General features: G+C 67.1%; 24 protein-coding genes. 13 read left to right on the top strand and 11 right to left on the bottom strand.

The annotated features are described in order from the left end of the window. Nucleotides 1-14 precede the first annotated feature (14 nt). The 3 genes from GGR43_RS11595 to GGR43_RS11605 all read right to left on the bottom strand — a co-directional run bounded on the left by GGR43_RS11595 (nucleotide 15) and on the right by GGR43_RS11605 (nucleotide 4159). Nucleotides 15-1598, bottom strand: coding sequence for an ABC-F family ATP-binding cassette domain-containing protein (locus GGR43_RS11595; protein WP_188072116.1), 1584 nt, complete (start codon nucleotides 1596-1598; stop codon nucleotides 15-17). A 565-nt stretch (nucleotides 1599-2163) separates the two neighbouring features. Continuing rightward, entirely contained in the window at nucleotides 2164-3573 is a 1410-nt protein-coding gene (cls, locus tag GGR43_RS11600) for a cardiolipin synthase (protein WP_188072117.1), read from the bottom strand. A gap of 49 nt (nucleotides 3574-3622) precedes the next feature. Then, a complete protein-coding gene (locus tag GGR43_RS11605) occupies nucleotides 3623-4159 on the bottom strand; it encodes a hypothetical protein (RefSeq protein ID WP_188072118.1) in 537 nt (178 codons plus the stop codon). A gap of 235 nt (nucleotides 4160-4394) precedes the next feature. Between GGR43_RS11605 and GGR43_RS11610 the strand changes: the two genes are divergently transcribed. From GGR43_RS11610 to GGR43_RS11655, 10 genes are all read left to right on the top strand, one after another. Then, nucleotides 4395-5333, top strand: coding sequence for an AEC family transporter (locus GGR43_RS11610; RefSeq protein ID WP_223177415.1), 939 nt, complete (start codon nucleotides 4395-4397; stop codon nucleotides 5331-5333). Between the two features lie 166 nt (nucleotides 5334-5499). Then, on the top strand, nucleotides 5500-5799 hold the full coding sequence (gene rplU, locus GGR43_RS11615; RefSeq protein WP_188072120.1) for a 50S ribosomal protein L21: 300 nt from the start codon (nucleotides 5500-5502) through the stop codon (nucleotides 5797-5799). 28 nt (nucleotides 5800-5827) lie between these two features. Beyond that, the gene (gene rpmA / locus GGR43_RS11620; RefSeq protein ID WP_188072121.1) at nucleotides 5828-6097 is read left to right on the top strand and encodes a 50S ribosomal protein L27; all 270 of its coding nucleotides are present in this window, start codon (nucleotides 5828-5830) and stop codon (nucleotides 6095-6097) included. A 249-nt stretch (nucleotides 6098-6346) separates the two neighbouring features. Further along, a complete protein-coding gene (locus GGR43_RS11625) occupies nucleotides 6347-6922 on the top strand; it encodes a GNAT family N-acetyltransferase (protein WP_188072122.1) in 576 nt (191 codons plus the stop codon). 133 nt (nucleotides 6923-7055) lie between these two features. Then, a complete protein-coding gene (obgE, locus tag GGR43_RS11630) occupies nucleotides 7056-8120 on the top strand; it encodes a GTPase ObgE (RefSeq protein WP_188072123.1) in 1065 nt (354 codons plus the stop codon). Between the two features lie 55 nt (nucleotides 8121-8175). Beyond that, nucleotides 8176-9312: a glutamate 5-kinase gene (gene proB / locus GGR43_RS11635; protein WP_188072124.1), complete on the top strand. Its 1137-nt coding sequence runs from the start codon at nucleotides 8176-8178 to the stop codon at nucleotides 9310-9312. Between the two features lie 14 nt (nucleotides 9313-9326). Then, on the top strand, nucleotides 9327-10214 hold the full coding sequence (locus GGR43_RS11640) for an SDR family oxidoreductase (RefSeq protein WP_188072125.1): 888 nt from the start codon (nucleotides 9327-9329) through the stop codon (nucleotides 10212-10214). Nucleotides 10215-10341: 127 nt separating this feature from the next. Beyond that, nucleotides 10342-10587 carry an acyl carrier protein gene (locus GGR43_RS11645; protein ID WP_188072126.1) on the top strand — a complete coding sequence of 82 codons (246 nt, stop codon included), beginning with the start codon at nucleotides 10342-10344 and terminating at the stop codon, nucleotides 10585-10587. Nucleotides 10588-10647: 60 nt separating this feature from the next. Continuing rightward, nucleotides 10648-11853: a serine palmitoyltransferase gene (spt, locus tag GGR43_RS11650; RefSeq protein ID WP_188072127.1), complete on the top strand. Its 1206-nt coding sequence runs from the start codon at nucleotides 10648-10650 to the stop codon at nucleotides 11851-11853. Nucleotides 11854-11933: 80 nt separating this feature from the next. Beyond that, entirely contained in the window at nucleotides 11934-13970 is a 2037-nt protein-coding gene (locus tag GGR43_RS11655) for an ATP-binding protein (protein ID WP_188072128.1), read from the top strand. Here the strand turns inward: GGR43_RS11655 and GGR43_RS11660 are convergent. The 3 genes from GGR43_RS11660 to GGR43_RS11670 are packed head-to-tail and all read right to left on the bottom strand — an operon-like array spanning nucleotide 13927 to nucleotide 16308. Next, nucleotides 13927-14835: a hypothetical protein gene (locus tag GGR43_RS11660; RefSeq protein WP_188072129.1), complete on the bottom strand. Its 909-nt coding sequence runs from the start codon at nucleotides 14833-14835 to the stop codon at nucleotides 13927-13929. The genes GGR43_RS11655 and GGR43_RS11660 overlap by 44 nt on opposite strands. Beyond that, nucleotides 14832-15791, bottom strand: a complete 960-nt coding sequence (locus GGR43_RS11665) for a diacylglycerol/lipid kinase family protein (RefSeq protein WP_188072130.1) — start codon at nucleotides 15789-15791, stop codon at nucleotides 14832-14834. The genes GGR43_RS11660 and GGR43_RS11665 overlap by 4 nt, the downstream gene beginning before the upstream one ends. Before the next feature lie 4 nt (nucleotides 15792-15795). Continuing rightward, nucleotides 15796-16308, bottom strand: coding sequence for a DUF2141 domain-containing protein (locus GGR43_RS11670; RefSeq protein WP_188072131.1), 513 nt, complete (start codon nucleotides 16306-16308; stop codon nucleotides 15796-15798). Nucleotides 16309-16443: 135 nt separating this feature from the next. Between GGR43_RS11670 and lptF the strand changes: the two genes are divergently transcribed. Together lptF and lptG are read left to right on the top strand one after the other, a co-directional pair. Then, nucleotides 16444-17649, top strand: coding sequence for an LPS export ABC transporter permease LptF (lptF, locus tag GGR43_RS11675; RefSeq protein WP_188072198.1), 1206 nt, complete (start codon nucleotides 16444-16446; stop codon nucleotides 17647-17649). A 14-nt stretch (nucleotides 17650-17663) separates the two neighbouring features. Continuing rightward, nucleotides 17664-18764: an LPS export ABC transporter permease LptG gene (gene lptG, locus GGR43_RS11680; RefSeq protein ID WP_188072132.1), complete on the top strand. Its 1101-nt coding sequence runs from the start codon at nucleotides 17664-17666 to the stop codon at nucleotides 18762-18764. Between the two features lie 63 nt (nucleotides 18765-18827). Here the strand turns inward: lptG and GGR43_RS11685 are convergent, their stop codons facing one another. After that, nucleotides 18828-19871, bottom strand: coding sequence for a fatty acid desaturase family protein (locus tag GGR43_RS11685; protein ID WP_246343664.1), 1044 nt, complete (start codon nucleotides 19869-19871; stop codon nucleotides 18828-18830). A gap of 192 nt (nucleotides 19872-20063) precedes the next feature. Here GGR43_RS11685 and GGR43_RS11690 point away from each other — a divergent pair, with 192 nt between their 5' ends. Continuing rightward, nucleotides 20064-21221 (top strand): GNAT family protein, encoded by a 1158-nt coding sequence (locus GGR43_RS11690; RefSeq protein ID WP_188072134.1) that lies wholly within the window; start codon nucleotides 20064-20066, stop codon nucleotides 21219-21221. A gap of 30 nt (nucleotides 21222-21251) precedes the next feature. On the opposite strand, the gene GGR43_RS11695 is transcribed toward GGR43_RS11690, so the two are convergent. The 4 genes from GGR43_RS11695 to GGR43_RS11710 form a co-directional block, all read right to left on the bottom strand. Beyond that, the gene (locus tag GGR43_RS11695; RefSeq protein ID WP_188072135.1) at nucleotides 21252-21782 is read right to left on the bottom strand and encodes a DUF2239 family protein; all 531 of its coding nucleotides are present in this window, start codon (nucleotides 21780-21782) and stop codon (nucleotides 21252-21254) included. A gap of 268 nt (nucleotides 21783-22050) precedes the next feature. Next, nucleotides 22051-22824, bottom strand: a complete 774-nt coding sequence (gene xth / locus GGR43_RS11700; RefSeq protein ID WP_188072136.1) for an exodeoxyribonuclease III — start codon at nucleotides 22822-22824, stop codon at nucleotides 22051-22053. Nucleotides 22825-22881: 57 nt separating this feature from the next. Continuing rightward, nucleotides 22882-23208, bottom strand: a complete 327-nt coding sequence (gene erpA / locus GGR43_RS11705) for an iron-sulfur cluster insertion protein ErpA (protein ID WP_188072137.1) — start codon at nucleotides 23206-23208, stop codon at nucleotides 22882-22884. 282 nt (nucleotides 23209-23490) lie between these two features. After that, complete coding sequence (locus GGR43_RS11710) at nucleotides 23491-24273, bottom strand: M23 family metallopeptidase (protein WP_188072138.1); 783 nt, start codon at nucleotides 24271-24273, stop codon at nucleotides 23491-23493. Nucleotides 24274-24305: the final 32 nt, after the last annotated feature.

Here is a 24305-nt window from a genome sequence, read left to right on the forward strand (position 1 = left end):
AACAGCGCCCGTCTCTAGCCATCCGGCAGCCGGATTTCCCGATCATATCCCACCGCATCGAGAAAGCGCCGGTCGTGGCTGACCAGCAACAGCGCGCCGTCCCATCCGGCCAGCGCCTGCTCCAGCATCGCGATCGCCTCCATGTCGAGATGGTTGGTCGGCTCGTCCAGCAGCAGCATCTGCGGCGGCACCGGACCGCCCGTCGCCAGCGCCAGCCCGGCGCGCAGCCGCTCGCCGCCGCTCAGCGTCGCTGCGGGGCGCAGCGCATCGCGGTTGCGGAAGGCGAAGCGCGCCAGCACCGCATGGGCCGCCTCCCGCGTCATGCCGGGATGGCGCGCCTGCATATTGGCGACGAGGTCGATCGCCGGGTCGAGCAGGCCGACATGCTGGTCCAGCATCGCCAGCGCCCCGTCCGCGCGCTCGACCGTCCCGGCTGAAGGCTCCTCCTCGCCCATGACGATGCGCAGCAGCGACGTCTTGCCGCTGCCGTTGGCGCCGCTCAGCACGATCCGCTGCGGTCCGACGACGGCGAGGGACAGCGGCCCGAACAGCCTGCGCCCGTCCCGCTCGCACACCACATCGTCCAGCCGCAGCAGCGTGCGGCCGGAGGGAAGGCCGCTGCGGGGCAGATCGATATGGAGCGGCGTCAGCACCTCGACCCGCCGCCGCGCCGCCGCCAGCGCCTCCTCCGCCTCCGCCATCGCCTGCGCGCCCTGATGGCGGTGCCGCGCGGCGGTGCGCTCCGCCTGCCCCTCCATCATGCCGAGCAGGATGCGCGGCTCGTCGCCCTTCGCCTTTTTCGCGCGCCCGGCCTTGTCGCGGCGCGCCTGCTTCTCGGCCTGCCGCTGCACGGCGAGCGAGGTCCGCCTCGCTTCCTGCCCCGCCCGTTCGAGATCGGCCGCCGCCTGATCGCGCGCCGCCTCCCGCGCGGTCTCGAACGCGCTCCAGCCACCGCCGAACAGCAGACACCCGGCCGAAGAGAGGTGGACGATGCGGTCCATCCGCTCCAGCAATTCGCGATCATGGCTCGCGACGATCGCCCCGCCCTGCCACCCGGCCAGCAGGTCGATTATGGCCGCGCGCCCTTCCCGGTCGAGATTGTTGGTCGGCTCGTCGAGCAGCAGCACGTCGGGATCGCCGAGCAGCATATGCGCCAGCCCCAGCCGCGTCCGCTCGCCCCCGCTCAGCGACCGCGCCGGGCGGTCGAGCGGCAGGTCCGCAAGCCCGGCCCGCGCCAGCGCGGCCGCGAGCCGGGCCTCCAGATCCCAGTCGGCAAGCTCCATATCCTCGATGTCGCCCTGCCCCTGTTCGAGGCGGCGCAACCGGGCGAGCGCGCCGGCCACGCCCAGCGCATCGGCCACCGTGCCCTGGTCGGATTGGATCTGCCGCAGGGCAGCGACCCGGCCGCTGCGCGTCACGGCGCCGCCCTGAGGCTCCCGCTCCCCCGCGAGGATCGCGAGCAGCGTCGACTTGCCGCTGCCGTTGCGGCCCACAAGGCCGACGGCCTCGCGGCCCAGCGAAAATGTCAGATCGGAAAAAAGCGTCCTGCCGTCAGCGGCGGCGGCACACAGGGTATCGAGGGTAAGAAAGGCGGACATGAGGCATCCCGGCATGATGGAAACGGAAAAGGCGATCCGGTGCCGGGGTGTTCATGATGGAAAATCCTCTTCCTGCCTTTGCCCGCCCAACATAGGATCGGAATCCCGTCATGCAAGATACGCTCCGACAAGGGCCGGGCGGCATTGAGTTTCGGTGAAGCCGGGATGCGCGGTATCCGGCCATTTATGGAGCTTGCAAAGCTGCTGGCGGAACGGCTGGCTTGGGTGGCTAGCGGACACTAGCCTTTACCGTCACCCCAGCGCAGGCTGGGGTCGCAGGCCATGTCGCGCGTCATCTCCTGAGATGCCAGCCTCCGCTGGCATGACGGAGAAAAGAATAGGTTATTCAGGTAGTTGTATGTAACCCAATCATCATGCTGAACTTGTTTCAGCATCCATCAAGCCCGACACTCCTCCACTCAATCCGGCGCAATGGCCCCTGAGCCGAAAGCCAGCGCAGCTAACCAAGTTCGGCAAAAGCCCGCCCTTGGCTCTACCCCCGATCAACGGACAACAGGCTTGCAAACGACAACCGCCTGAGCACAAGCGCAGAATATTGCGCCCCTCACAACAGCGAGTTCATCAGCCGCGCGATATTCTCCCCCAGCCTGCGCAGGCGGGAGCGGCGGCGCCAGCGCGCCGGGTCCAGCCTCTCGCTCGCCGCCAGATAGCCGCGCTGGATCGCCGCCACCCGCGCGATGGACGCGGGGTCGTAGAGCAGCAGGCTGGCCTCCTCATTGAGCTGGAACGAGCGCAGGTCGACATTGCTCGACCCGACCACCGCCAGCCGGTCGTCGATGAGCAGGTTCTTCGCGTGCAGCAGATAGTCGGGAAACAGGTTGATCCGCACGCCCCGCTCCAGCAGGCCGGTATAATAGGAGCTTTGCGACAGGTTCACCAGCCGCTGGTCGACCACCCGCGACACCACCAGATCGACCTCCACGCCGCGCGCGGTCGCCGCATAGATGGCGCTCAGCACGTCGTCGTCGGGGATGAAATAGGGGGTGACGATCACCACCCGCTCGCGCGCCTGATGGATCTGCCAGATCAGCAGCGTCTCGAACCCCTCCAGCGGATAGGTCGCGCCGCTCGGCAGCAACTGCGCCACCGCCTCCCCGGCGGGTTCGGGAATCAGCGGCGCATGGGCGGGCAGGCTGCCGGTTTCCAGTGCCCAGTCGCCGCGCACCACCGCATCCATGCTGGCGACCACCGGACCGGTCACGCGGGCGACCAGTTCGCGGTTGACGATGCCCCGGCGGAAATCGCGCGCGACGATGTTCTGCGATCCGGCATAGCCGATATGGCCATCGATCACGAACAGCTTGCGATGGTTGCGCATGTCGCGCCGCGTTCGGCCGCGCAGGATGCGGAACGGCAGCGCCTCGCGGACGTCCACGCCCTGCGCGCGCAGCATCGCCCGCGTGCCCCGGCGCCAGCGGTGGGAACCGACGGGATCGAACATCACCCGCACCTCCAGCCGTCGCGCCACCGCCCGGCCGAGCGCGGCGGCGACACGCCTGCCCACCGCATCGTTGGCGAAGATGTAGACGAGGATATGGACGGATCGCCGCGCGGCGTCGATATCCGCGATCAGCCGGTCGATCACCGCGTCATATTCGTCGATCAGTTCGACGTCATTGCCGCCGGTCGCGGGCATATGCCCCAGCCGCAGGGCCAGGTCGGCGATCGGCGCGGCCTCGCCCAGCACCGGGGCATGGGGCTGCAAGTGCCGCGCGGTCTGCTCGAAATAGGGCAGCAGCCGCCTGAACCGCTCCGTCCGCCAGGCGGGGAAGCGCGGCCGCCCGATCGCGAGAAGCAGCAGCAGCCCCGGAATGGGCAGGAAGAAGATCAGCAGCAGCCACGCCCGCGCCGCCGCCGGAGATCGCCGCAGCGGCACCAGCGCCAGCGCGCCGATGCGGATGCACCATTCGGCGGCGTAGAAAAGGGTTTCGAAGGAAAAACCGGGCCACACCATGCCATCGGCTATACCCCGCCCCGCCGCGCGTTGCGAGGGGCGGCGGCCCTCAGGGCTGTTTCAGCACCGCGCGCAGCCGGTCCACCCGGTCGTTCTGCGAATCGACCTCCGCCAGCACCTTGTCGCGCGCCGCGCCGACCTGCTCGACGCCGCCTGTGGCCGTGCCCTCGGCCACATCCCGCATCCGCTGGACATAGAGGGTGTCGAGGCTGGCCAGCACATAGACGCTGTCATAGCGCGCCTGTTCGAGCCGCCCCAGCGCCTGCTGCGCCACCACCCACTGCTCGCTCGCGACCGGCGCGCTGGCCGAAACCCGGATCGACCCGGCGACCTCGCCATAGAGGCGGTCGAATTTCTCGCGTCCCTGCTCCGCCTGGCGGGCAAGCGCGGCCAATTGCTCCTTCAGCGCGGGGTCCTCGGCCGGAGCGGCGACGGCGGCGACCGCCGCCTCCTCGCTCCCGCCCGCCCCCTGGCTTTCGACCGGACGCCGCGCCAGCGAGGGATAGCCGCGCCCGTCCTGCCCCACGCCGCCCGCGCAGGCGGACAGCAGGAAGGCCATCAGGGCGAAAAGAGGGCGCATGCTCATGCCTCGCCCTTACGGCCTGGCCCGCAGGGTTGCAAGTGGGGCGGGCGGATGCTTCTGGCCTTTCCCCTGTCCTCCTCATCGCGTCATCCCAGCGCAGGGCTGGCATCGCGGGAGACGGCGCGCAACATCGCCTGAGACGCCAGCCTGCGCCGGGGTGACGGTAAAGGAGTAAAGTCCGCCAACCACCGAAAAAGAATCCGCTGCTTTTCCCGCAAATGGGATTATGAAGCGCCCCATGTCGGGCACCTTCTTCAGCATCCTGCCGGTTTTCGCGATCATCCTCATCGGCTATCTCGCCGCCTGCTGGGGCGCGGTCCCCGCGTCGGTCAACCGCGACCTCAACCGCTTCGTGGTGTGGATCGCCCTGCCCGCGCTGATGTTCCACATCGTCGCGACGACCGACTGGCATCAGCTGTGGGACGTGGATTTCGTCATCGCCTCGCTGGCGGGCAGCCTCATCACCCTCGCGCTGGGGACGGGCATAGGCAGGCTGCGCGGCCTTTCCATCGCCGACATGGCGGTGGACGGCCTCAACGCCAGCTATTCCAACAGCGCCTATATCGGCCTGCCGCTGTTCCTCCTCGCCATGGGGCCGCGCGCCGCGCCCTATGTCATCATCGGCGCGACGGTGACGCTGATGGCGCAGTTCGCCTGCGGGGTGGTGCTGATCGAGCTGGGCCATCACCGCCATCTGGGGGTCGGCCATGCGCTGGGGAAAGCGGCAACGAGCATGGCGCGCAATCCGGTGCTGGTCGGGCCGGTGCTGGGTTTTTTCTGGTGGCTGACCGGCTGGACCCTGCCCGCGCCGCTGGAGCAGTGCACCCGCATGCTGGGCGCGGCCGCCAGCCCGACGGCGCTGGTCGCGATCGGCCTGTTCCTGGCGGAGCGCCCGCTGGTCGAGGCCGTTTCCAACCGCTTCGTCCTGATGCTGACCGCCGCGAAGCTGATCTTCCATCCCGCGATCACCGCGCTGATCGCCTATCCCCTGCTGGGCATGAGCAGCTTCACCGCCGCCATGGTGGTGGCGATCGCCGCGCTGCCGACCGGCACCGGCCCGTTCATGGTCGCCGCCTTCTACGCCCGCGACGGCAAGGTGACGTCGGGCACCATATTGCTGAGCACGATGCTTTCCGTGCTGAGCCTCACCGCGATATTGAGCCTGCTTCCCCGCTGAACCGCCGGGGATGGCGGGGCAGTTTCCTGCATGACAGAGTGCGAAACCGGAGCCATTACGGTTGACAGGAGCGCGCAGGTCCACTAACGGGCCACATTCCGCGCAGCCGTCATGGGTCGCGGCCCGTGATCTTGCGTAAAGCAGATTTGGAAGAAGAGATAGAGCCATGTTCGCTGTCGTGCGTACAGGCGGCAAGCAGTATCGCGTTGCCGCAGGAGACAAGATAGTCGTCGAGAAGCTGGCGGGTGACGCCGGTGACAAGATCACGCTGGACGATGTCCTGCTGGCTGGCGAAGGCAGCGAGCTCAAGGACGTCAACGGCCTGACCGTCGCCGCCGAAATCGTCGCCCAGGCCAAGGGCGAAAAGGTGATCGTGTTCAAGAAGCGCCGTCGCCACAACTACCGTCGTCGCAACGGTCACCGCCAGAATCACACGATCCTGAAGATCGTGTCGATCGGCGCCTGATCGCACAAGAATCCAAGGAGTCTAGGCAATGGCACATAAGAAAGCTGGCGGTTCGTCGCGCAACGGTCGCGATTCGGAAAGCAAGCGCCTTGGCGTGAAGAAGTTCGGCGGTCAGCATGTGATCGGCGGCAACATCATCATCCGCCAGCGCGGCACCCGCGTCTATCCCGGCCGCAATGTCGGCATGGGCAAGGACCACACCCTTTTCGCGCTCTCCGAAGGCCGCGTGGTATTCCACGACGGCAAGCTCGGCCGCAAATATGTGTCGGTCGACATGATGGCCGAAGCCGCCGAATAACAGGACGATCATGCATCAGGGTCGTCCACAGGACGCCCCGATGATGTGAGACGAACAGTCCACCGATTCGCAAAAACGGGGCGCCCGATTCGGGTCAGCCCCGTTTTTGCGTCGTACCGCCGGGCGATGAGGAAACTTCTTCCCGTCCCAAGCGTCGCACGATCCGCAGCGGGAATGCCCTTTTCCCCAACCCCTGTCGCGAAGCTGTCATCCTTGTCGGCCAAAGCGCGACCCAGAGAGGATCGGATAATGTTTGCACGCACCGAAAGATTGCTGTTGCGGCCCGGCTGGGCCGAGGACGCCCCGGCGCTTCACCGCGCCTGGAGCGACGAGGCGATCGCCCGCGCCCTGCCGGGGCACCTCGCCGCCGCCACGCGGGAGGACGCGCTGCGCTTCCTGACGCGGGAGCGGGGCGCGCTGTCGCCCTGGTTCCTGCTGTTCGCGCGCACCGGCGGCGCGCCCCGCCTGGTCGGCGGCTGCGGCATCGACGGCGGCAGCCCCGGCGGCCTTGGCGGACGGCCGGAACTCGCCTTCTGGATCGCCCGCCCCTTCTGGGGGCTGGGCTTCGCCACCGAAGCGGCGGGCGCGGTCGTCCGCATGGCGCGCGCTGCGGGCATCGGCCCGCTCGTCGCGCGCCCGGCGGCGGGCAATGGCGCAGCGGGCAATGTCCTGCGCAAGATCGGCTTCCGTTCCACCGGGCGCCGTGACGGCGCGGCGGGCAGCGGCGCGATCGCCCATATGCTGTTCGAGGACAGCGGCGCCGCCCCCGTACCGGTCGATTCGTCGCACGAACTCTATATGGACCGCGCGCCGATCGCGGCCTGAACCGTCACCCCCCAAACTGCGGATGGGCCAGGCTCCCGGCCCGTCCGCATCTTTGGGCGCATATCCCCCGCCTGCATGCCCTCCGGCCGCATCTTTGCTGGCTAAAGCGCGCAAGTCGCGATAAACGCGCCTCATGCATTTTCTCGATCAGGCCAAGATTTACATCCGTTCCGGTTCCGGCGGCCCCGGCGCCGTCAGTTTTCGCCGCGAAAAATATATCGAATATGGCGGTCCGGACGGCGGCAACGGCGGCAAGGGCGGCGACATCATCTTCGAGGCGGTGGCGGGCCTCAACACGCTGATCGACTTCCGCTACACCCAGCATTTCAAGGCGCAGCGCGGCCAGCCCGGCGCGGGCAAGAATCGTTTCGGCGCGGGCGGGGAGGATCTGGTCATCAAGGTGCCGGTCGGCACCCAGATCATCTCCGACGAGGATGGCGAGGTGCTCGCCGATTTCGTCAAGGTCGGGCAGCGGCAGGTGTTCCTGCGCGGCGGCGACGGCGGGCGCGGCAATCTCAGTTACAAGACCAGCACCAACCGCGCGCCGCGCCAGCACGGCACCGGCTGGCCGGGGCAGGAAATGTGGGTCTGGCTGCGGCTGAAGCTGCTGGCCGACGTAGGGCTGGTGGGCCTGCCCAATGCAGGCAAGTCGACCTTCATCAATCAGGTCACCAACACCAAGGCCAAGGTCGGCGCCTACCCCTTCACCACCACCCGGCCGCAGCTCGGCGTGGTGTCGCACCGCGACCGCGAATTCGTGCTGGCCGACATTCCGGGGCTGATCGAGGGCGCGGCCGAAGGCGCCGGGATCGGCGACCGCTTCCTCGGCCATATCGAGCGGTGCCGCGTGCTCATCCACCTGATCGACGCCAGCGCGGACGACCCCGTCGCCGCCTGGCATATCGTGCAGGGCGAGCTGGAGGCCTATGGCGCCGGGCTGGAGGACAAGCCGCAATTGCTCGCGCTCAACAAGGGCGACCTGCTCGGCCCCGAGCTGATGGAGGACATCGCCGCTCAGCTGCGCGAGGCGACCGGGATAGAGGATATCTTCCTCATTTCCGGCGCGACCGGCGAAGGCGTGCCGGACCTGCTCGACGCGATCCTGCCGCTGCTCGACGAAAGCCGTGGCGCGGTCGATGCGCTGGGCGGCGGCGCAGGCGGCGAGGAGGAAGGCGACACCCCATGGTCGCCCATCTGATCCCGATCACAGGACCGCAGCCCAAGGCTTTTCCTACAGCATCCGAATGAAGCCCATGCCCCATCCCCTCCCCCAGGCCGGATTTCCCGCCGGCAGCGTCAGGCGCCTCGTCGTCAAGATCGGCTCGGCCCTGCTGGTCGATCCGGCGGGCGAAATCCGCCTCGGCTGGTTGAAGGGCGTGGTGGAGGATATCGCCGCGCGTCATGCGGCGGGCCAGCAGATCATCGTCGTGTCCTCGGGCGCGATCGCGCTGGGCGCGCGCCGCCTCGGCCTGCCCAAGGGCGGGCGCGGGTCGCTGGACGATGCGCAGGCCGCCGCCGCCGTCGGGCAGATCGCGCTTTCCCATCACTGGACGGGCCTGCTGCACCAGAAGGGGCTGACAGCGGCGCAGATGCTGCTGACGCTGGACGATCTGGAGCATCGCCGCCGCTATCTCAACGCCGCCGCGACGCTGGAACGGCTGCTGTCGCTCGGCGTGGTGCCGGTGATCAACGAGAATGACAGCGTGGCGACCACCGAGATCCGCTTCGGCGACAATGACCGGCTCGCCGCGCGCATCGGCCAGGCGGCGCGGGCGGATGCGGTGGCGCTGCTGTCCGACGTGGACGGCCTCTACACCGCCAATCCGCACAGCAACCCCGACGCGAAGCTGGTGCCGCTGGTGAAGCGCATCGATGCCGATATCGCGGCGATGGCCGATGGCGGCTCCGGCTCCGGCATGGGGTCGGGCGGCATGGCCTCGAAGATCGCGGCGGCGCGCATCGCCACCGGCGCGGGCGCGCATCTCGCGATCATCTCCGGCACGCCGCAGCGCCCGCTTTCGGCATGGGAGAACGGCGCCAACGGCACGATCTTCCTCGCCCAGCACGGCAAGCGGGCGCGGCAGAACTGGCTCGCCGGGCGGCTTGCCATCAAGGGGCATGTCCATATCGACGCGGGCGCGGAAAAGGCGCTGCTGGCGGGCAACAGCCTGCTGCCCGCCGGGGTCGTGTCGATCAGCGGCAGCTTCTCGCGCGGCGACGTGGTCGATATCGCCGGGCCGGAGGGGCGCGTCCTCGCGCGCGGCCTGATCGAATATGACGCGCCCGACGCCATCCGCATCATCGGCAAGCGCAAGAGCGAGATCGTCGAGCTGCTCGGCCAGCCGGTGCGCCCGGCGCTGATCCACCGCGATCATCTGGTGATGCTGTGACGAGGATCATCGCCATGACCGGCGCGACCGGCTTCGTCGGCGCGGAAACGCTGGAGCAGTTGCTCGCCGCCGGATTTGAAGTGCGCGCGCTCGCCCGCAGGCCGCAGCCGGAGCGCGCGGGCGTCGCATGGGTCGCGGGCGCGCTGGACCGGCCCGATGCGCTGGACGATCTGGTGCGCGGCGCCGATGTCGTGCTGCACATCGCGGGCGTGGTGAACGCGCCCGACCGCGCCGGGTTCGAGGCAGGCAACGGACAGGGCACCGCCAATGTCATCGCGGCGATGGAGCGTGCAGGGATACGCCGCCTCGTCCATGTCTCCTCGCTCGCGGCGCGGGAACGCGACCTTTCGCTCTATTGCTGGTCGAAGGCGCTGGCGGAGGATCATGTCCGCGCCTCCGCGCTCGACTGGACGATCGTGCGCCCGCCCGCCATCTACGGCCCGCGCGACACCGAATTCCGCGAACTGCTGCGCGTCGCGCGCCTCGGCCTGCTGCCGGTGCCGCCGCAGGGGCGCGCCTCGCTCATCCATGTCGGCGATCTTGCCCGGCTGCTGGTGCTGCTGTGCGGAGAGGCGGGCGACGCCTATGGCGGCACCATCTGGGAGGTGGACGACGACCGCCCCGGCGGCCTGTCCCACCCGGAGCTGGCGGCAGCGTTCGGCCTCGCGCTGGGGCGCCGGGTGCGCCCGCTGCCGCTGCCGCGCCGCCTGCTGATGGGCATAGCGCGGCTCGACCGGGCGATGCGCGGCCCACGGGCCAAGCTGACGCCCGATCGCGTCACCTATATGTGCCACCCCGACTGGGTGGCCAGCCCGGACAAGAAGCCACCCCCGTCGCTGTGGACGCCCGCCATCGCCCATGATAGGGGCCTTGCCGAAATTGCCGTGGAATTCCGCCGCTGATCCGGCTCGCGCCACCGGGACCGGCCGCATATTCTGGCAAGATCGTGCCCGATTGACGCCTTATTCCCTTGCCAAAGGGGACGCAGCACGGGCATGCACCGCCCATATCATCAGAAAGACCCTCATCATGACCGACCGCCAGCAGATTTTCGATCAGGTTGCCGCCCAGATCGGCCCGTTCAACAAGAAGGGCGTGCCGCTGAGCGAAGCGACCACCTTCGCCGGCGATCTGGAGTGGGACAGCCTGACGGTGATGGATTTCGTCGCCGCGATCGAGGACGAGTTCGACATCATCATCACGATGAACATGCAGGCGGAAATCGAAACGGTCGGCCAGCTGGTCGATGCCGTCGCGAAGCTGAGCGCGGCCTGACCCGCGTCTCTTCCGCCATCCTGCCCTCCTCCCCCGTTTCAGTCGCTGAAAGACCCTAGAATGGCCGACCTCTTTACCAAGTTCGATCCCCTCATCGCGGAGCGGGAAGCGCTGCTCGCCACCGGCGTGCGCGATCCCTTCGCGATCGTGATGGACGAGGTGAAATCGCCGACGCTCGCCGTCATCAAGGGCAAGGAAACCATCCTGCTCGGCACCTACAACTATATGGGCATGACCTTCGACCCGGACGTGATCGCGGCGGGCAAGAAGGCGCTCGACGAATTCGGCGCGGGCACGACCGGCAGCCGCGTCCTCAACGGCACCTATCAGGGCCACAAGGAGGTCGAGGACGCGCTGAAGGACTTCTACGGCACCTCGTCGGCGATGGTGTTCTCGACCGGCTATCAGGCCAATCTGGGCATGATCTCGACGCTGGCGGGCAAAGGCGACTATGTCGTGCTCGACGCCGACAGCCATGCGTCGATCTATGACGGCTGCTTCCTCGGCGACGCGGAAATCGTCCGCTTCCGCCACAACAGCGTCGCGGATCTCGACAAGCGCCTGGGCCGCCTGCCCGCCGACGCGCAGAAGCTGGTCGTGCTGGAAGGCGTCTATTCGATGCTGGGCGACGTCGCGCCGCTGCCCGAAATGGTCGCGGCCGTGCGCAAACATCCCAATTGCATGATCCTGGTCGACGAGGCGCACGGCATGGGCTTTTTCGGCCCCAACGGGCGCGGCGTCTATGAGGAGCAGGGCGTAGAGAAGGACGTCGATTTCGTCGTCGGCACCTTCTCCAAGTCGGTCGGCACCGTGGGCGGCTTCTGCGTTTCCAACCACCCGAAGTTCGAGGTGCTGCGCCTCGTCTGCCGTCCCTATGTGTTCACCGCCTCGCTGCCGCCCAGCGTGGTCGCCACCGCCGCGACCTCGATCCGCAAGCTGATGCATGCGGGCGACAAGCGCGCGCATCTGTGGGAAAACAGCAAGCGGCTGCACGGCGGCCTCAAGAGCCTCGGCTTCACGCTCGGCACCGACACGCCGCAATCGGCGATCATCGCGGTGATCCTGACCGACCAGGCGCAGGCCGTCGCGATGTGGCAGGCCCTGCTGGAACTGGGCCTCTACGTCAACATGGCCCGCCCGCCCGCGACCCCGGCAGGCACCTTCCTGCTGCGCTGCTCGCTCTGCGCGGAGCACAGCAACGAGCAGGTGGGGCAGATCCTCGCCATGTTCGAGGCGGCGGGCAAGGCCGTGGGCGTCCTCTCCTGAACCGGCCGCCGCAGCAAGGGCGAGGCGCGGCAAAACCGCCCCTGCTTCCTTCCGCCGGCAAATTGGTCTAAATCGCCTTGATGGATGAAGAGGCCGCCTCCTTCTGGGACCAGAAGATAGACCGCGCCCTGCCCTGGCTGATCGGCGGGGCGCTGGTTCTCGCGATGACGACCCTGCTCTATTTCGCCAGCATCGTCGCCCGCGACCAGAGCAACGCCCTCTATCAGCAGCAGCGCAGCTATCAGGTCGTGGCGCTGGCCCGCAGCCTCGACGCGCAGATCGCCAAGGCGGAATCCTCGCTCGCCCGCTACGTCATCAGCATGGACAAGGATATCGGCCGCCAATATCAGGACCAATGGTCCCGCGCGGGCAAGGAACTGACGGCGCTGCGCCGCGTCACCCGCACCGATCCGGCGCAGCATGAACTGGTCGCGCAGCTCGCCCTCGCCTATCGCGAGCGCGGCGAAACGCTGAACGACATCGCGCTGCGCACCACCTATGACCAGAAGAGCGGATCGCTGGGCAAATTCTACCAGGCCAGCAAGGCGGACAATCTGGTCCGCATCACCTCGCTGCTGGAACAGGTGATCAAGACGGAAAACGACCGCCTGCAACGGCATAATCTGGATGTCGCCCGCGCGGGCTATTCGGTGCAGCAGATCACCACCACCTACAGGCTGGTCGGCCTGATTCTCGTCGTCGCGCTGCTGCTGCTGATCTGGTTCGCGCGCACGGTCATCCATGAACGGCGGCAGGAACAGCGGCTGATCGACGATGAATATTATCGCGCGCAGATGCTGGAGGCGGCGGTCGCCGCGCGCACCGAGGAACTGCAACTCGCCTATGCGAAGCTGAAACAGGAATCGGCCGACCGCGCGAAGATAGAGCAGAGCCTGCGCCAGATGCAGAAGATGGAGGCGGTCGGCCAGCTGACCGGCGGCATCGCCCATGATTTCAACAATATGCTGGCCATCGTTGTCGGCGGGCTGGAACTGGCCCGGCTGCGCGCCGATGGGCAGCCGGAGATCATCCGCCATATCGACAATGCGATGGAGGGCGCCAACCGCGCCTCCGCCCTCACCCGCCGCCTGCTCGCCTTCGCCCGCGCCGAGCCCAATCTGCCTGACATATTGAAACCCGACGAGCTGATCCGCGACATGATCGAGTTGCTCGACCGCTCGATCGGCGACCAGATCCGCGTCGAGCTGGACCTCGACGCCGGGGACTGGCGCATCCATGCCGACCGGCATCAGCTGGAGAATGCGCTGCTCAACCTCGCCGTCAACGCGCGCGATGCGATGGACGGGCGCGGCACGCTGATCCTGCGCACCCGCCAGGCCCGCCTGCGCGCGCAGGAGATAGAGGATTGCCCGGCGGGCGAATATCTCTGCCTTTCGGTGATCGACAATGGCTGCGGCATGGCGCCCGAAGTGCTGGAGCGCGTGTTCGAGCCCTTCTTCACCACCAGGGCGGTCGGCAAGGGAACGGGCCTCGGCCTCAGCCAGATTTTCGGCTTCGTCGGGCAGGCGGGCGGCCAGATCCGCATCCTCTCCAAGCCGAACGAGGGCACCGAGGTGCAGCTCTACCTGCCCCGCCACCATGTCACCGCAACCGAGGCGGAAAAGCCCGCCCGCGCCGCCGATGCGCCCGCCGCGCCGCCGATGGAGGCCCCGGCGGAAGCGGTGGCCGCGGAAGCGATGGCGCCCGAACCCTCGGCCGCGCGCACGGGTCTCAATATATTGGTGGTGGAGGACGACCCCCGTGTGCTGGCGCAGACCCGCTCCGCCCTCACCGAACTGGGCCATGCCGTGACCTGCTGCCCCCAGCCGGGCAAGGCCGAGGAGATGCTGCGCGAGCATGGCGGCATCCAGTTGATCATCAGCGACGTGCTGATGCCCGACATGACCGGGCCGGAGATGATCGCTGCGCTGCCCTCGCCCTATCGGTCCATCCCGGTGATCTTCGTCACCGGCTATGCCGGGGACGTCACCGACAACAGCATGTTCGAAGGGCATCTGCTGCTGCGCAAGCCCTATACGCTCAAGGCGTTGCAGGCGATCCTGGAGATAGCGTCTAGCCGACTGTCCGATTCGCAACCAGACGCGGCAACAGCATGACCGCCGCCAGCAGCGGGTGCCGCCGCTGCCACGGGGTGATGACGATCCGCGTGCCCGCATGGCGGTTGATCTTCCACGCCAGATAGTCGATCCCGCCCGCGAAGGTGAAGCTGGCCTTGGCCAGCCGCGCGATGCTCAGCCATTTGCCCCGCCGCTGGAGCCGCCGCCACGTGCGCGCATTGTCGGCCTCTTCGCGCGCATCCATGGGCCGGGCCGGGTCGATCGCGCCGTCCTCCCGCGCGGCGGCGAAGGCGGCGCGGTAATAATCGGGCGCACTGTCGAGGATCGAGACGCCCCGCCCCTTGCGCTCGGCGCGCAGTTCGGCGCCATAGGTCTTGGCGAAGCCCGCCTCGAACACCGCGCGCCAGTCGCCCCGCCGGTCCGCCGCGACGGCGGGCAGAGCGAGGGCGAGGAAGGTCGGCACCGCCTGCGCGACGGCTGCGGTCATGCGGCCGCGCGCAGCATCGTCGGCCGTCCAGACCAGCCGGGTCGGCTGGGCAAAGCGCGCCCAGACCGACACATTGTCCGCCCCCGGCCCGCACAGGCGATGGAAATCCGCCTCGCTCAGCACCGCATATTTGGCGCTCAGACCCCCATGTTCCATCGGAAAGACATTGGGCGGGATCAACCGGTTGGCGGCCGCCAGCCAGCGCCGGTCATAAGCCTCGGCATAATCGGACACGATCAGGTAGAAATCGAGCATCAGCCCGTCGAGCTGGCTTTCGCGCAGGCAGGAGCCGTAGAACAGCACCGCGCGGGCCGCACGCGGATGGCGCGCCGCGACCGCCGCCGCCATCTCCGCCACGCGCGGATCGACGGGCAGCGCCAGTTCGGCGCCGACAAGGCTTTCGAGGGAAGCGCTCACGCGGCCAGACGCAGGAACGGCACCGGGGGCGTGGATTTCAGCACGATCGGGCGGCCATTGTCCGCCTCGAAAATCTCGCCGTCGAGGATCACGCTGCTATGCTCGCCCTCGATGCGGATCACGTCGCCATGCTCCAGATGGATGCCGTCCATCTCCCGCGAGCCGAAGCGGCCGATCAGGCTCATGAACAGCATGCGCAGCACGGCCGACGCGCTGTTGTCCACCGCCATCAGCTTGAGGCCGCCGCCGGCGGGCTTGGCGCCGAGCAGCAGCCGCTCCAGCGTGGTGACGATCAGCACCGAGAATCGCCCGGCCAGCTGCCCCTCGCGCAGCAGAGAGATCGACACCGGGCGCGCGGCGGGCGGCATATATTTGCCCCGGATGCCGAACACCACCGACAGCAGCACCGCGATTGCGGTCAGCAGGTGGGAAATGCCGTTGGACAGGCCCAGCGGATAGATGCGGTTGCGGCAATAGAGGATGGAATCGGCAAGGCCGGCCCCGCCCAGGAACATGCCCAGCACCGGGCGGCTGGTCGCCTCGCCGTCCGACAGCGCGATCAGCTCGCGCGCGACGACATGGCTTTCCACGCCGTTCTTGGCGATGTCGACGATGCGCTCCAGCGCCTTGATCGGATCTCCCCGGATGCCGAGGTCGAGCGCGATCAGGTTCGTCTTGCCGTTGGGCAGCACCGCCACCGGCGGCACCTGCCCGTCGAAATGATTGCCCTGGTAGAGTTCGGTCAGCGTGGTCTGCACCGTGCCGTCGCCGCCGTTGATGACGATGACGGTCGGCTTCACATGCGCGATCATCCGCATCGCGCGGCCGATCTGCTCGACGCTTTCCACCTCATAATGGAAAATGTCGGGATGATTGGCGCAATAGCTGCGGACGCGCGGCAGCAGCTGACGGTTGCCCGTCGATCGGGGATTGGACAGAAGGGCAACGGCGACCATGGCTTTATGACTTCAACGGCTTGATCGCCAGACCCTGGCGATAGTTGATGAACACATCGAGCACCTTCGTCTCCTTGCCGACCGAAATCACGACATCCTTGTATTCCGGTTTCAGCTTGAAGAGCGAAATGTTCGGATTGCGCGAAAAGCCGCCGCCGTCGTTCCAGCTCGACTTGCCGTTGCCGTCGAGATCGTGGCGCACGGCCACGGCGAAATCCCCGGCATGCGGCAGGGCGACGCAGACGTCCATCGATCCGCTGGAGGTGACGGGCAGGTCGATGCGCTTGAGATATTGACCCTTGGCAAGGAAGTCTGCCGGATTGTTGCCATAAATCTGAACGCGCAATTTACCCGAGCGGTTCTTGAACGCGGGCACGCGAACGAGCACCGAGGGCGCATCGCCGCGCACGCAGACATTCGCATCCGGTCCGATGGGGGCGGCGGAGGCAGGCGCGGTCAGCGACGTCGCGGCCAAGGCCACGGCCACCCCGATCCCTGCACCCGAAAATTTCAACATGACCAATTCTCTCCTCGAAGCTATAGCCCGGCCGAGATATTCACGCGGCAGGCGGGCTGCTCCCTGTTCGCCCCATGGTTGATATGCTCCGGCTTTGCGGCCAAAACATGGTGACGGGACGACGACAAGTTGAAACTGCTGAACGCAACCGACCGCTATATCGCCAGGCTGATCGCCATGCCGCTCGCCGGTACGCTGGTCGTCGCCGCGATGCTGCTCATCCTCGACAAGATGCTGCGGCTGTTCGATTTCGTCGCCGCGCAGGGCGGGCCGGTCAGCGTCGTCTGGCGCATGCTGGCCAACATGATCCCGGAATATCTGTCGCTGGGCATACCGATCGGCGTGATGCTGGGCATATTGCTCGGCTTCCGCCGCCTCGCCCTGTCCTCGGAGCTGGACGTGCTGCGCGGCGTCGGCCTCTCCCCCGCCCGGCTGATGCGCGTGCCCTATATGTTCGCCATCGCCTTCGCGCTCATCAATTTCGCCATCGTCGGCTTCATCCAGCCCTATGCCCGCTACGCCTATGAGGGCCTGCAATATGAGCTGCGCTCCGGCGCGCTGGGGGCGTCGATCAAGGTCGGCGAGTTCACCAGTCTCGGCAAGGGCATGACCCTGCGAATCGAGGAGAGCCGCGACAAGGGCCGCGACCTGCACGGCATCTTCGTGCGGGCGGAGCAGAAGGACGGGCAGGCGCTCGCCGTCACCGCCTCGCGCGGGACGTTCCTCGCCACCGACGACCCGGACACCATCATCCTGCGCCTGACCGACGGCGTGCTGGTGCAGAGCGCGCCGAAGCTCGCCACCCCGCGCATATTGAGCTTCTCCGGCCACGACCTGCCGATCGACCTGCCGAAGATAGAGAATTTCCGCGGCCGCGGCGACGCCGACCGGGAGCTGACCCTGCCCGAACTGGTGCGCGTCGGCCATGCCTCAGACACCGATATCGAGACCCGCAACGAGGTGCGCGCCAATTTCCATTTCCGCATGGCCGAGGTGGCGATGATGCTGTTGCTGCCGCTGGCCGCGCTGGCCTTCGCCATACCGCCCAAGCGGTCGACATCGGCGCTCGGCGTGTTCCTCTCCATCGTGTTCATCGTCACCTATCACAAGGTCAACCAATATGCCGAGGCGATGGGGGCGAGCGGGCGCATCGATCCGCTGATCGCGCTCTGGGTGCCCTTCCTCGCCTTCGCCGCGCTGATCCTGTGGATGTATCATGTCGTCGCCCATCGCCCCGGCGGCCAGCCGATCGGTGCGCTGGAGGCGGTGTTCGCCAAGGGCACGCGCCTCTTCCTCAAGGGCTTTCGCGCCATCCGCAACCGCTTCGGCCATCTGGTATAGGAAAGAAGCCCCCCATGCTGCTTCAGTTTTTTCCGTCCCGCCGCATGGCCTGGTACATGGCGCGCAGCTTCCTCGTCCGCAGCCTCGCGGTGCTGGCGATGCTGGTCATCGTGCTGATGACGCTCGACCTGCTGGGCGAAAGCGGCAGCATCCTGGCCGCTCCGGGCAATGGCGAGGAGGAATTGTGGCGCTATATCGGTCTGCGCATCCCGCAGATCATCGCCCGCTTCCTGCCCTTCTCGGTGCTGCTCGGCACGCTCATCACGCTGGCGACGATGAACCAGCACAGCGAGATCATCTCGATGAAGGCGGCGGGGCTTTCCGCACACCAGATCCTCGCGCCGCTGATCCTCGCCTCGCTGGGCATCGCGGGGGCCAGCTTCGCCTTCAACGAACGCATCGTCACCCGCGCCAGCGCAGCGCTCGACGCGTGGCAGGCGGTCGGCTACGGCACCATCCCGCGCGACAGCGGGGTCAAGACCGATGTGTGGGTACGCGACGGCAACAACCTCATCACCGCCGGCATCATCTCCGGGCGCGGCAATGACGTGACGCTGCGCCATGTCGAACTGTTCAACCGGCTCAACAACCAGCTCGTCAACATCGTGAAGGCGGATATCGGCCGCTACGACCCCGCAACGAAGGACTGGGTGCTGCAAAATGCCCGGATGTTCGACGTGAACCGGGGCACGGTGCGCGATCTGGGGGCTTTCCGCGCCGGGGCGGACATCCGCCCGGAACAGTTCACGCTGGCCAAGGTCGATCCCGACGGCCTGCCCTTTGCCGAACTGCGCCGCGCGATCGCCGACCTGCGCGATGCCGGGCGCCCGGTCGCCTCGCTGGAGGCGAGCCTCTGGCACAAGATTTCGGGACCGCTTTCGGCGATATTGATGCCGCTGCTCGGCTCCGTCGCGGCCTTCGGCCTCGCGCGGTCGGGGCAGCTGTTCGTGCGCGCGGTGATCGGCATGGCGCTGGGCTTCGCCTATTTCGTCGCCGACAATTTCGCGCTGGCGATGGGCAATCTGGGTGCCTATCCGCCCTTCCTCGCCGCCTGGGCGCCGTTTCTGCTGTTCCTGCTGCTGGGCGAGGCGGTGCTTATTCGTACTGAGGAATAACGGCCAACCACCAGCACCATCGAGAACGATGCCAGCCTGCGCCGGCATGACAAAGGGGAGGCTTCAGGCCCGCCCGCCCATCGTCGCCCGCGCCAGACGGCCGACCAGCAGGAACAGGCCGGAATAGCTCGCCTGCCCATAAGTGGACTGCGCGCCCAGCTTCGCGACCAGACGGCGATGCGCCTCGCCCAGCGAATGATAGGGCAGGCTCGGCAGCAGATGGTGCAGCGCGTGATAGCGCAGCCCCACCGGCGCCCAGAGCGGCGCGAGCAGCGCGGGCGGCGGCACGTTGACCGAATCCAGATATTGCGCGGTCACCGTCATCGCCGCGCCGTCATTCTCCCACAAATGGGCGACCAGCGTGCGCAGCTGGTTGAGCACCGCGACGCCCGACAGCACCGCCGCCCACACCAGCAGCGGCTTCCAGCCGAGCACCGGCACGCTTGCCATCAGCGCGAACGCCCAGAGCATCGCACCCGCCTCCTGCCAGAACCATTGCCGCCGCAACTCGCCCTCGGCCGGACGGCGGCGGAAGGCCGGGTTGATCGACAGCGCGGAATATTTCTCCGCCACCAGCCGGCGCAGCGGCGGAAAGAGCAGGCCCAGCGGCGTCAGCACGCCGAAGCGCAGCAGCACGCCGACCGGGGCCAGCAGCGCCACGATGATGAACAGCGGCAGCGACCACGGCTTCATCAGCGCCAGCGGCAGATATTCGGGATCTTCCACCGTGCCGTAGCGGATGCGCTGATGGTGCAGCGTGTGCACGCCCTCGTAGAGGAAGGACGGGATCAGCAGCGGAACGCCGACCAGCAGGTTCCAGCCGAAGCGGAAGCCCGGCAGCGCCCCCTCGCGCACATGGGTCAGCTCATGGATGAAGCCCAGCGCGCGATAGAGCGCGATCACCGCGACCACGCCGCACAGCAGCGCGACCGGCCAGCTGCCGATCAGGATCGCGCCCGCGAGCGCGGCATACCCCAGCACGGCCGACGCCAGCAGGTCCGGCCAGTAGATGCCCGGCCGCGCCTTCGCGATATCGCGCGTCAGCTCGGCCGCCGCGCGCAGCATCGCGACATCGTCCGCGATTCCGGCTTTCGGCGCGGCGTCCATATCCTTTTCCCGCGCCGCTTCCGCGTGCCGAACCTCAATCTTCTTCAAAGCAGTCATGGTGCCGTCCTAAAAGCCAATTGCGCGCAGATCATGGCAGCACCGTGACATAAACCAATCGGACCTGTGCGGGCGACTTGACAAAAAGCATCAGGGACACGCAGTGCTAACCGCCTCTCAGCATAAGGCATGATCGTGGCACATTCCCATCTGGTGATTTCCCCCGTTTCCGGCAAGACCGACCTTCGCGCCTTCGTGGATTTCGCGTGGGACGTGTATCGGGACGATCCGAACTGGGTGCCGCCGCTGAAGGACGAAGTCTACGGCATCATCCTGCCCGAAAAGAATCCATGGTTCGAACATGGCGAGGCGCAATATTTCCTCGCCCGTCGCGACGGCAAGGTGGTGGGGCGCATCTCCGCCCATTTCGACCGGCTGGCGCTCGCCATGCCCGCCGAGCAGGGCATGGGTCCGGGCACCGGCAATTTCGGCTTTTTCGAGGCGCTGGACGAGGAAGCCGGCCTCGCGCTGATCGAGGCGGCGGAAAACTGGCTGCGCGGCAAGGGCATGACCCGCGTGCTCGGCCCGATCTCGCTCTCCATCTGGGAAGAGCCGGGCCTGCTGACGCAGGGCCACGACCATAAGCCCACGGTGATGATGGGCCACCACCGGCCCGAATATGAAGGCTGGGTGAAGGCGGCGGGCTACACGCCGGTCAAGGAATTGCGCACCTATGAACTCGACATCACGCAGCAATTCCCGCCGCTGATCCAGCGCATCGTCCAGTCCGGCGAGAAGAGCGACCGCATCCGCATCCGCCGCGTCGACAAGCGCAAGTTCGATGCGGAAGCCGCGATCATCCTCAGCATCCTCAACGACGCCTGGGGCGACAATTGGGGCTTCGTGCCGATCACCGATGCGGAGGTCGCCCATTTCGGCAAGCAGCTGAAACCCATCGTGTTCGAGGACCTGATCCGCATCGCCGAGCTGGACGGGGAGCCGGTCGCCTTCATGATGACCCTGCCCGACCTCAACGAGGCGATCGCGCCGCTGGGCGGCTCACTCTGGCCGTTCGGCTGGGCGAAGCTGCTCTGGTGGCTGCGCAAGCCGCAGGTGCGCACGATGCGGGTGCCGCTGATGGGCGTGGTGAAGCGGCTTCAGGCCTCGCGCATGGCGAGCCAGCTCGCCTTCATGATGATCGAATATATCCGCCGCGACGCGGTCACCAAATTCGGCGCCACGCGCGGTGAGATCGGCTGGGTGCTCGACGACAATCAGGGAATGAACGCCATCGCCGACGCGATCGAAAGCCGGGTGAACAAGATCTACACCGTCTACGAAAAACCGCTATAGCCCAGTTCAGCGATCCGGCCTCTCCCGCCTTCACTCCGTGGTGAAAGCGGGGGCCGCCAGCGTGCGGGCATGCTCGCCTATGTCGGCGGGCCAGCGGGCGGTGATCCTCGCGAAATCCCCGCCCCTGCCCGCATAGAGCGCGCGCATCGCCTCTTCATAATCCGGGCAATTGCCCGCCATGGCGGTGGAAAAGGCATAGGCCGCATCCATCGCCCGCCGCGCCGCCGCGCCCGCATCGTCGGCGCGGCTCGCCGCCTCGACCAGCTTGCGCAACGTGACCGACGCGCCGCCGGGCTGCCGCGCGAGCCATTCCCAATGCCGGGGCAGCAAGGTGACCTCCCGCGCCTTCACGCCGAGGGCGGGCCTGCCGCGCATCCGCGCCTGCGACGCCCTGTCCGCCTCTTCCCGCAGGTCGATATCGGTCTGACGGCCGGTGTCATCGTCGAACAGCAGCACCTGCGCCGCCTTCGGCCCCATAGCGCGCAACACCACGCGCATCTCCTCCTCCGTGCCGCCCGCGACCCGCTTTTCGCCATCGAATGCCGTCAGATATGTCGTCATGTCTCGCTCCTTCGGCATTAATATATACCCGGATATAATTATATCAATATGATCCGGGTATATATATGCGAGAGGGAGCGTTGCGCTATCATGGGAGCTTGCAAACATCTGCGCGAGATAACCGCTTTGGGTGGTTAGCCGCCCTTCTCTACACTCGTTCGCCCTGAACTTGTCGAAGGGCGAACGGGTGTTAAATCGGTACAGGACCGCCTCAAAAAGGGCGGAAAAGCAGCCTCGCCCCGCCCCATTATTCCAGCGCCCTGCGCGTTCAGTCGCGCAATTCCACCCAGACCGGCGCGTGATCGCTCGCTTTTTCGCGGCCGCGATAGGCCTTGTCGACCTGCGCGGTGACGAGGCGGTCCGCCGCAATCGGGGAGAGCAGCAGATGATCGATGCGGAACCCGGCGTCCCGCTGCCATGCGCCCGCCTGATAATCCCAATAGGTCCATACCCCGCCCGCCGGATGGATGGCGGCGAGCGCGTCCGTCCAGCCGTCGCCGGTGAGCGCGCGATAGGCGGAACGGCTCTCCGGCTGCATCAGCGCATCATCCGCCATCGCCCCCACCGACCAGACGTCGCGGTCATAGGGGATGACGTTATAGTCCCCGGCGAGGATCGCGGGCACCTCTTCCGCCCAGATTTCCGCCGCCCGCGCGCGCAGGCGCTTCATCCAGCGCAGCTTGTAGTCGAATTTCGGCCCCGGACAGGGATTGCCGTTGGGCAGATAGATGGTCGCGACGCGCAGGCCGTTCACCTCGGCCTCCAGATAGCGGCTATGCTCGTCCTCCGGCTCGCCGTCGAGGCCGCGTGCGACCTCCTGCGGCTGCGCGCCGCGCGCCAGGATGGCGACGCCATTGAAGCCCTTCTGCCCGTGCCAGACCGCGCCATAGCCCGCCGCCTCGATCTCCTGCGCGGGGAAGGTTTCGTCGGAGGTCTTGAGTTCCTGCAGGCAGGCGATATCGGGCCGGGTCTCCTCCAGCCATTCGAGGAGACGCGGCAGACGGGCCTTGATGCCGTTGATGTTGAAGCTGGCGATACGCATGCGCCTCAGGGAGCGGAAATGACGTCCCGCGTCAAGGCCCGGCCGCGCTTAAATGGCCTAAATGGAAAAGCTGGAGCCGCAACCGCAACCGGCGGTCGCATTGGGATTGGTCACCTTGAACGCGGCGCCGCCCAGATCCTCGACATAATCGACCGCCGCGCCGCGCACCAGATCGAGGCTCATCGGGTCGACCACCAGCATCACGCCGTCGGTTTCCACGGAGAGGTCATCCGCCTCCACCCCGTCGGCAAGGCCGAAGCGATATTGGAAGCCGGAACACCCCCCGCCCTCGACGGCCAGCCGCAATATCGCGGGCTTCGACTGCCTCTGCGCGATCCAGGCGACACGCGCGGCGGCGGAAGGGGTAAGGATGATGTCGGTCATGGCTGCTTAGATAGGGATGGCGCCAGGGGGTGGCAAGCCCGTCCCTGTTCAGGGGGCGATGGCTGGCATCGCCCTGCTTCGGGAAGGCTGTTTGGGTGGTTACCGTCACCCCAGCGAAGGCTGGGGTCGCAGGCCATGCTGTGCGCCGTATCGCGAGATGCCAGCCTGCGCTGGCATGACGCGTCGGGAAGGGCAGGAATTGACCGCAACCCGTCATCCAATCCCCAAAAGAAAAAGGCGCCACCAAGGGCGCCTCTGTCGCGGTTCCGTTGCCGCGGCCTCTTATTTCGAGGCCAGCTTTTCTTCCTGGCTGGTCGGGCCGCCGACCGCGACGTCGCCCCGGCTGTTGAAGGCCATGGCGCGTTCCGAGCCGGTGACGAAGGGCAGCGGGTTGATCGCGTTGCCCGAAATGCGGATTTCATAATGCAGATGGCTGCCGGTCGAACGGCCGGTCGAGCCCATCAGGCCGATGAGCTGGCCCCGGCGCACCCGCTGGTTGGGCTGCACGATCAGCTTGGACAGGTGGCCGTAACGGGTTTCAGTGTCGTTGCCATGGGCGATTTCGACCAGATTGCCGTAGCCATTCACCCATTGCGAGCGGCTGACGATGCCGTCGGCGGTTGCATAGATCGGGGTGCCCACCGGGCCCGGAATGTCGATGCCCTTGTGCATGCGGGTGCGGCCGTTGAACGGATCGTTGCGCGCGCCGTAATTGCTGGTCAGCGCCAGATTGTCCACCGGGCGGCCGGTCGGGATGTAGACGCTCGCGCGCGCGGCGGGCATGCCGCCATTGTCCAGCCGCTTCCAGCTGGAAAACAGGTTGGCGAAGGTGGCATCCTCTCCCTGGAACACCTTCTTGTCGGCGAGGCTCAGATCGTCGCTATAGGGGTCGTCGTCATTGTCGATCGACGCCGCCGTGGCGGTCTTCACGGTGTCGGCATGGGCGGGCGCCGCCGCGATCGAGAGGCCCGCCGCGGTCAGGACCAAAAAAATCTTTCGTGAACCGGACAGGAACTGGAACCGATCGAGGCCGCAGCCGTTGGTGTTGCGTTCAGTTTTCGACATTGCGACCCTACCTGTACGCCGAAACCATGTTT

The sequence above is a fragment of the Sphingobium jiangsuense genome (assembly GCF_014196495.1).
Taxonomy (GTDB): domain Bacteria; phylum Pseudomonadota; class Alphaproteobacteria; order Sphingomonadales; family Sphingomonadaceae; genus Sphingobium; species Sphingobium jiangsuense.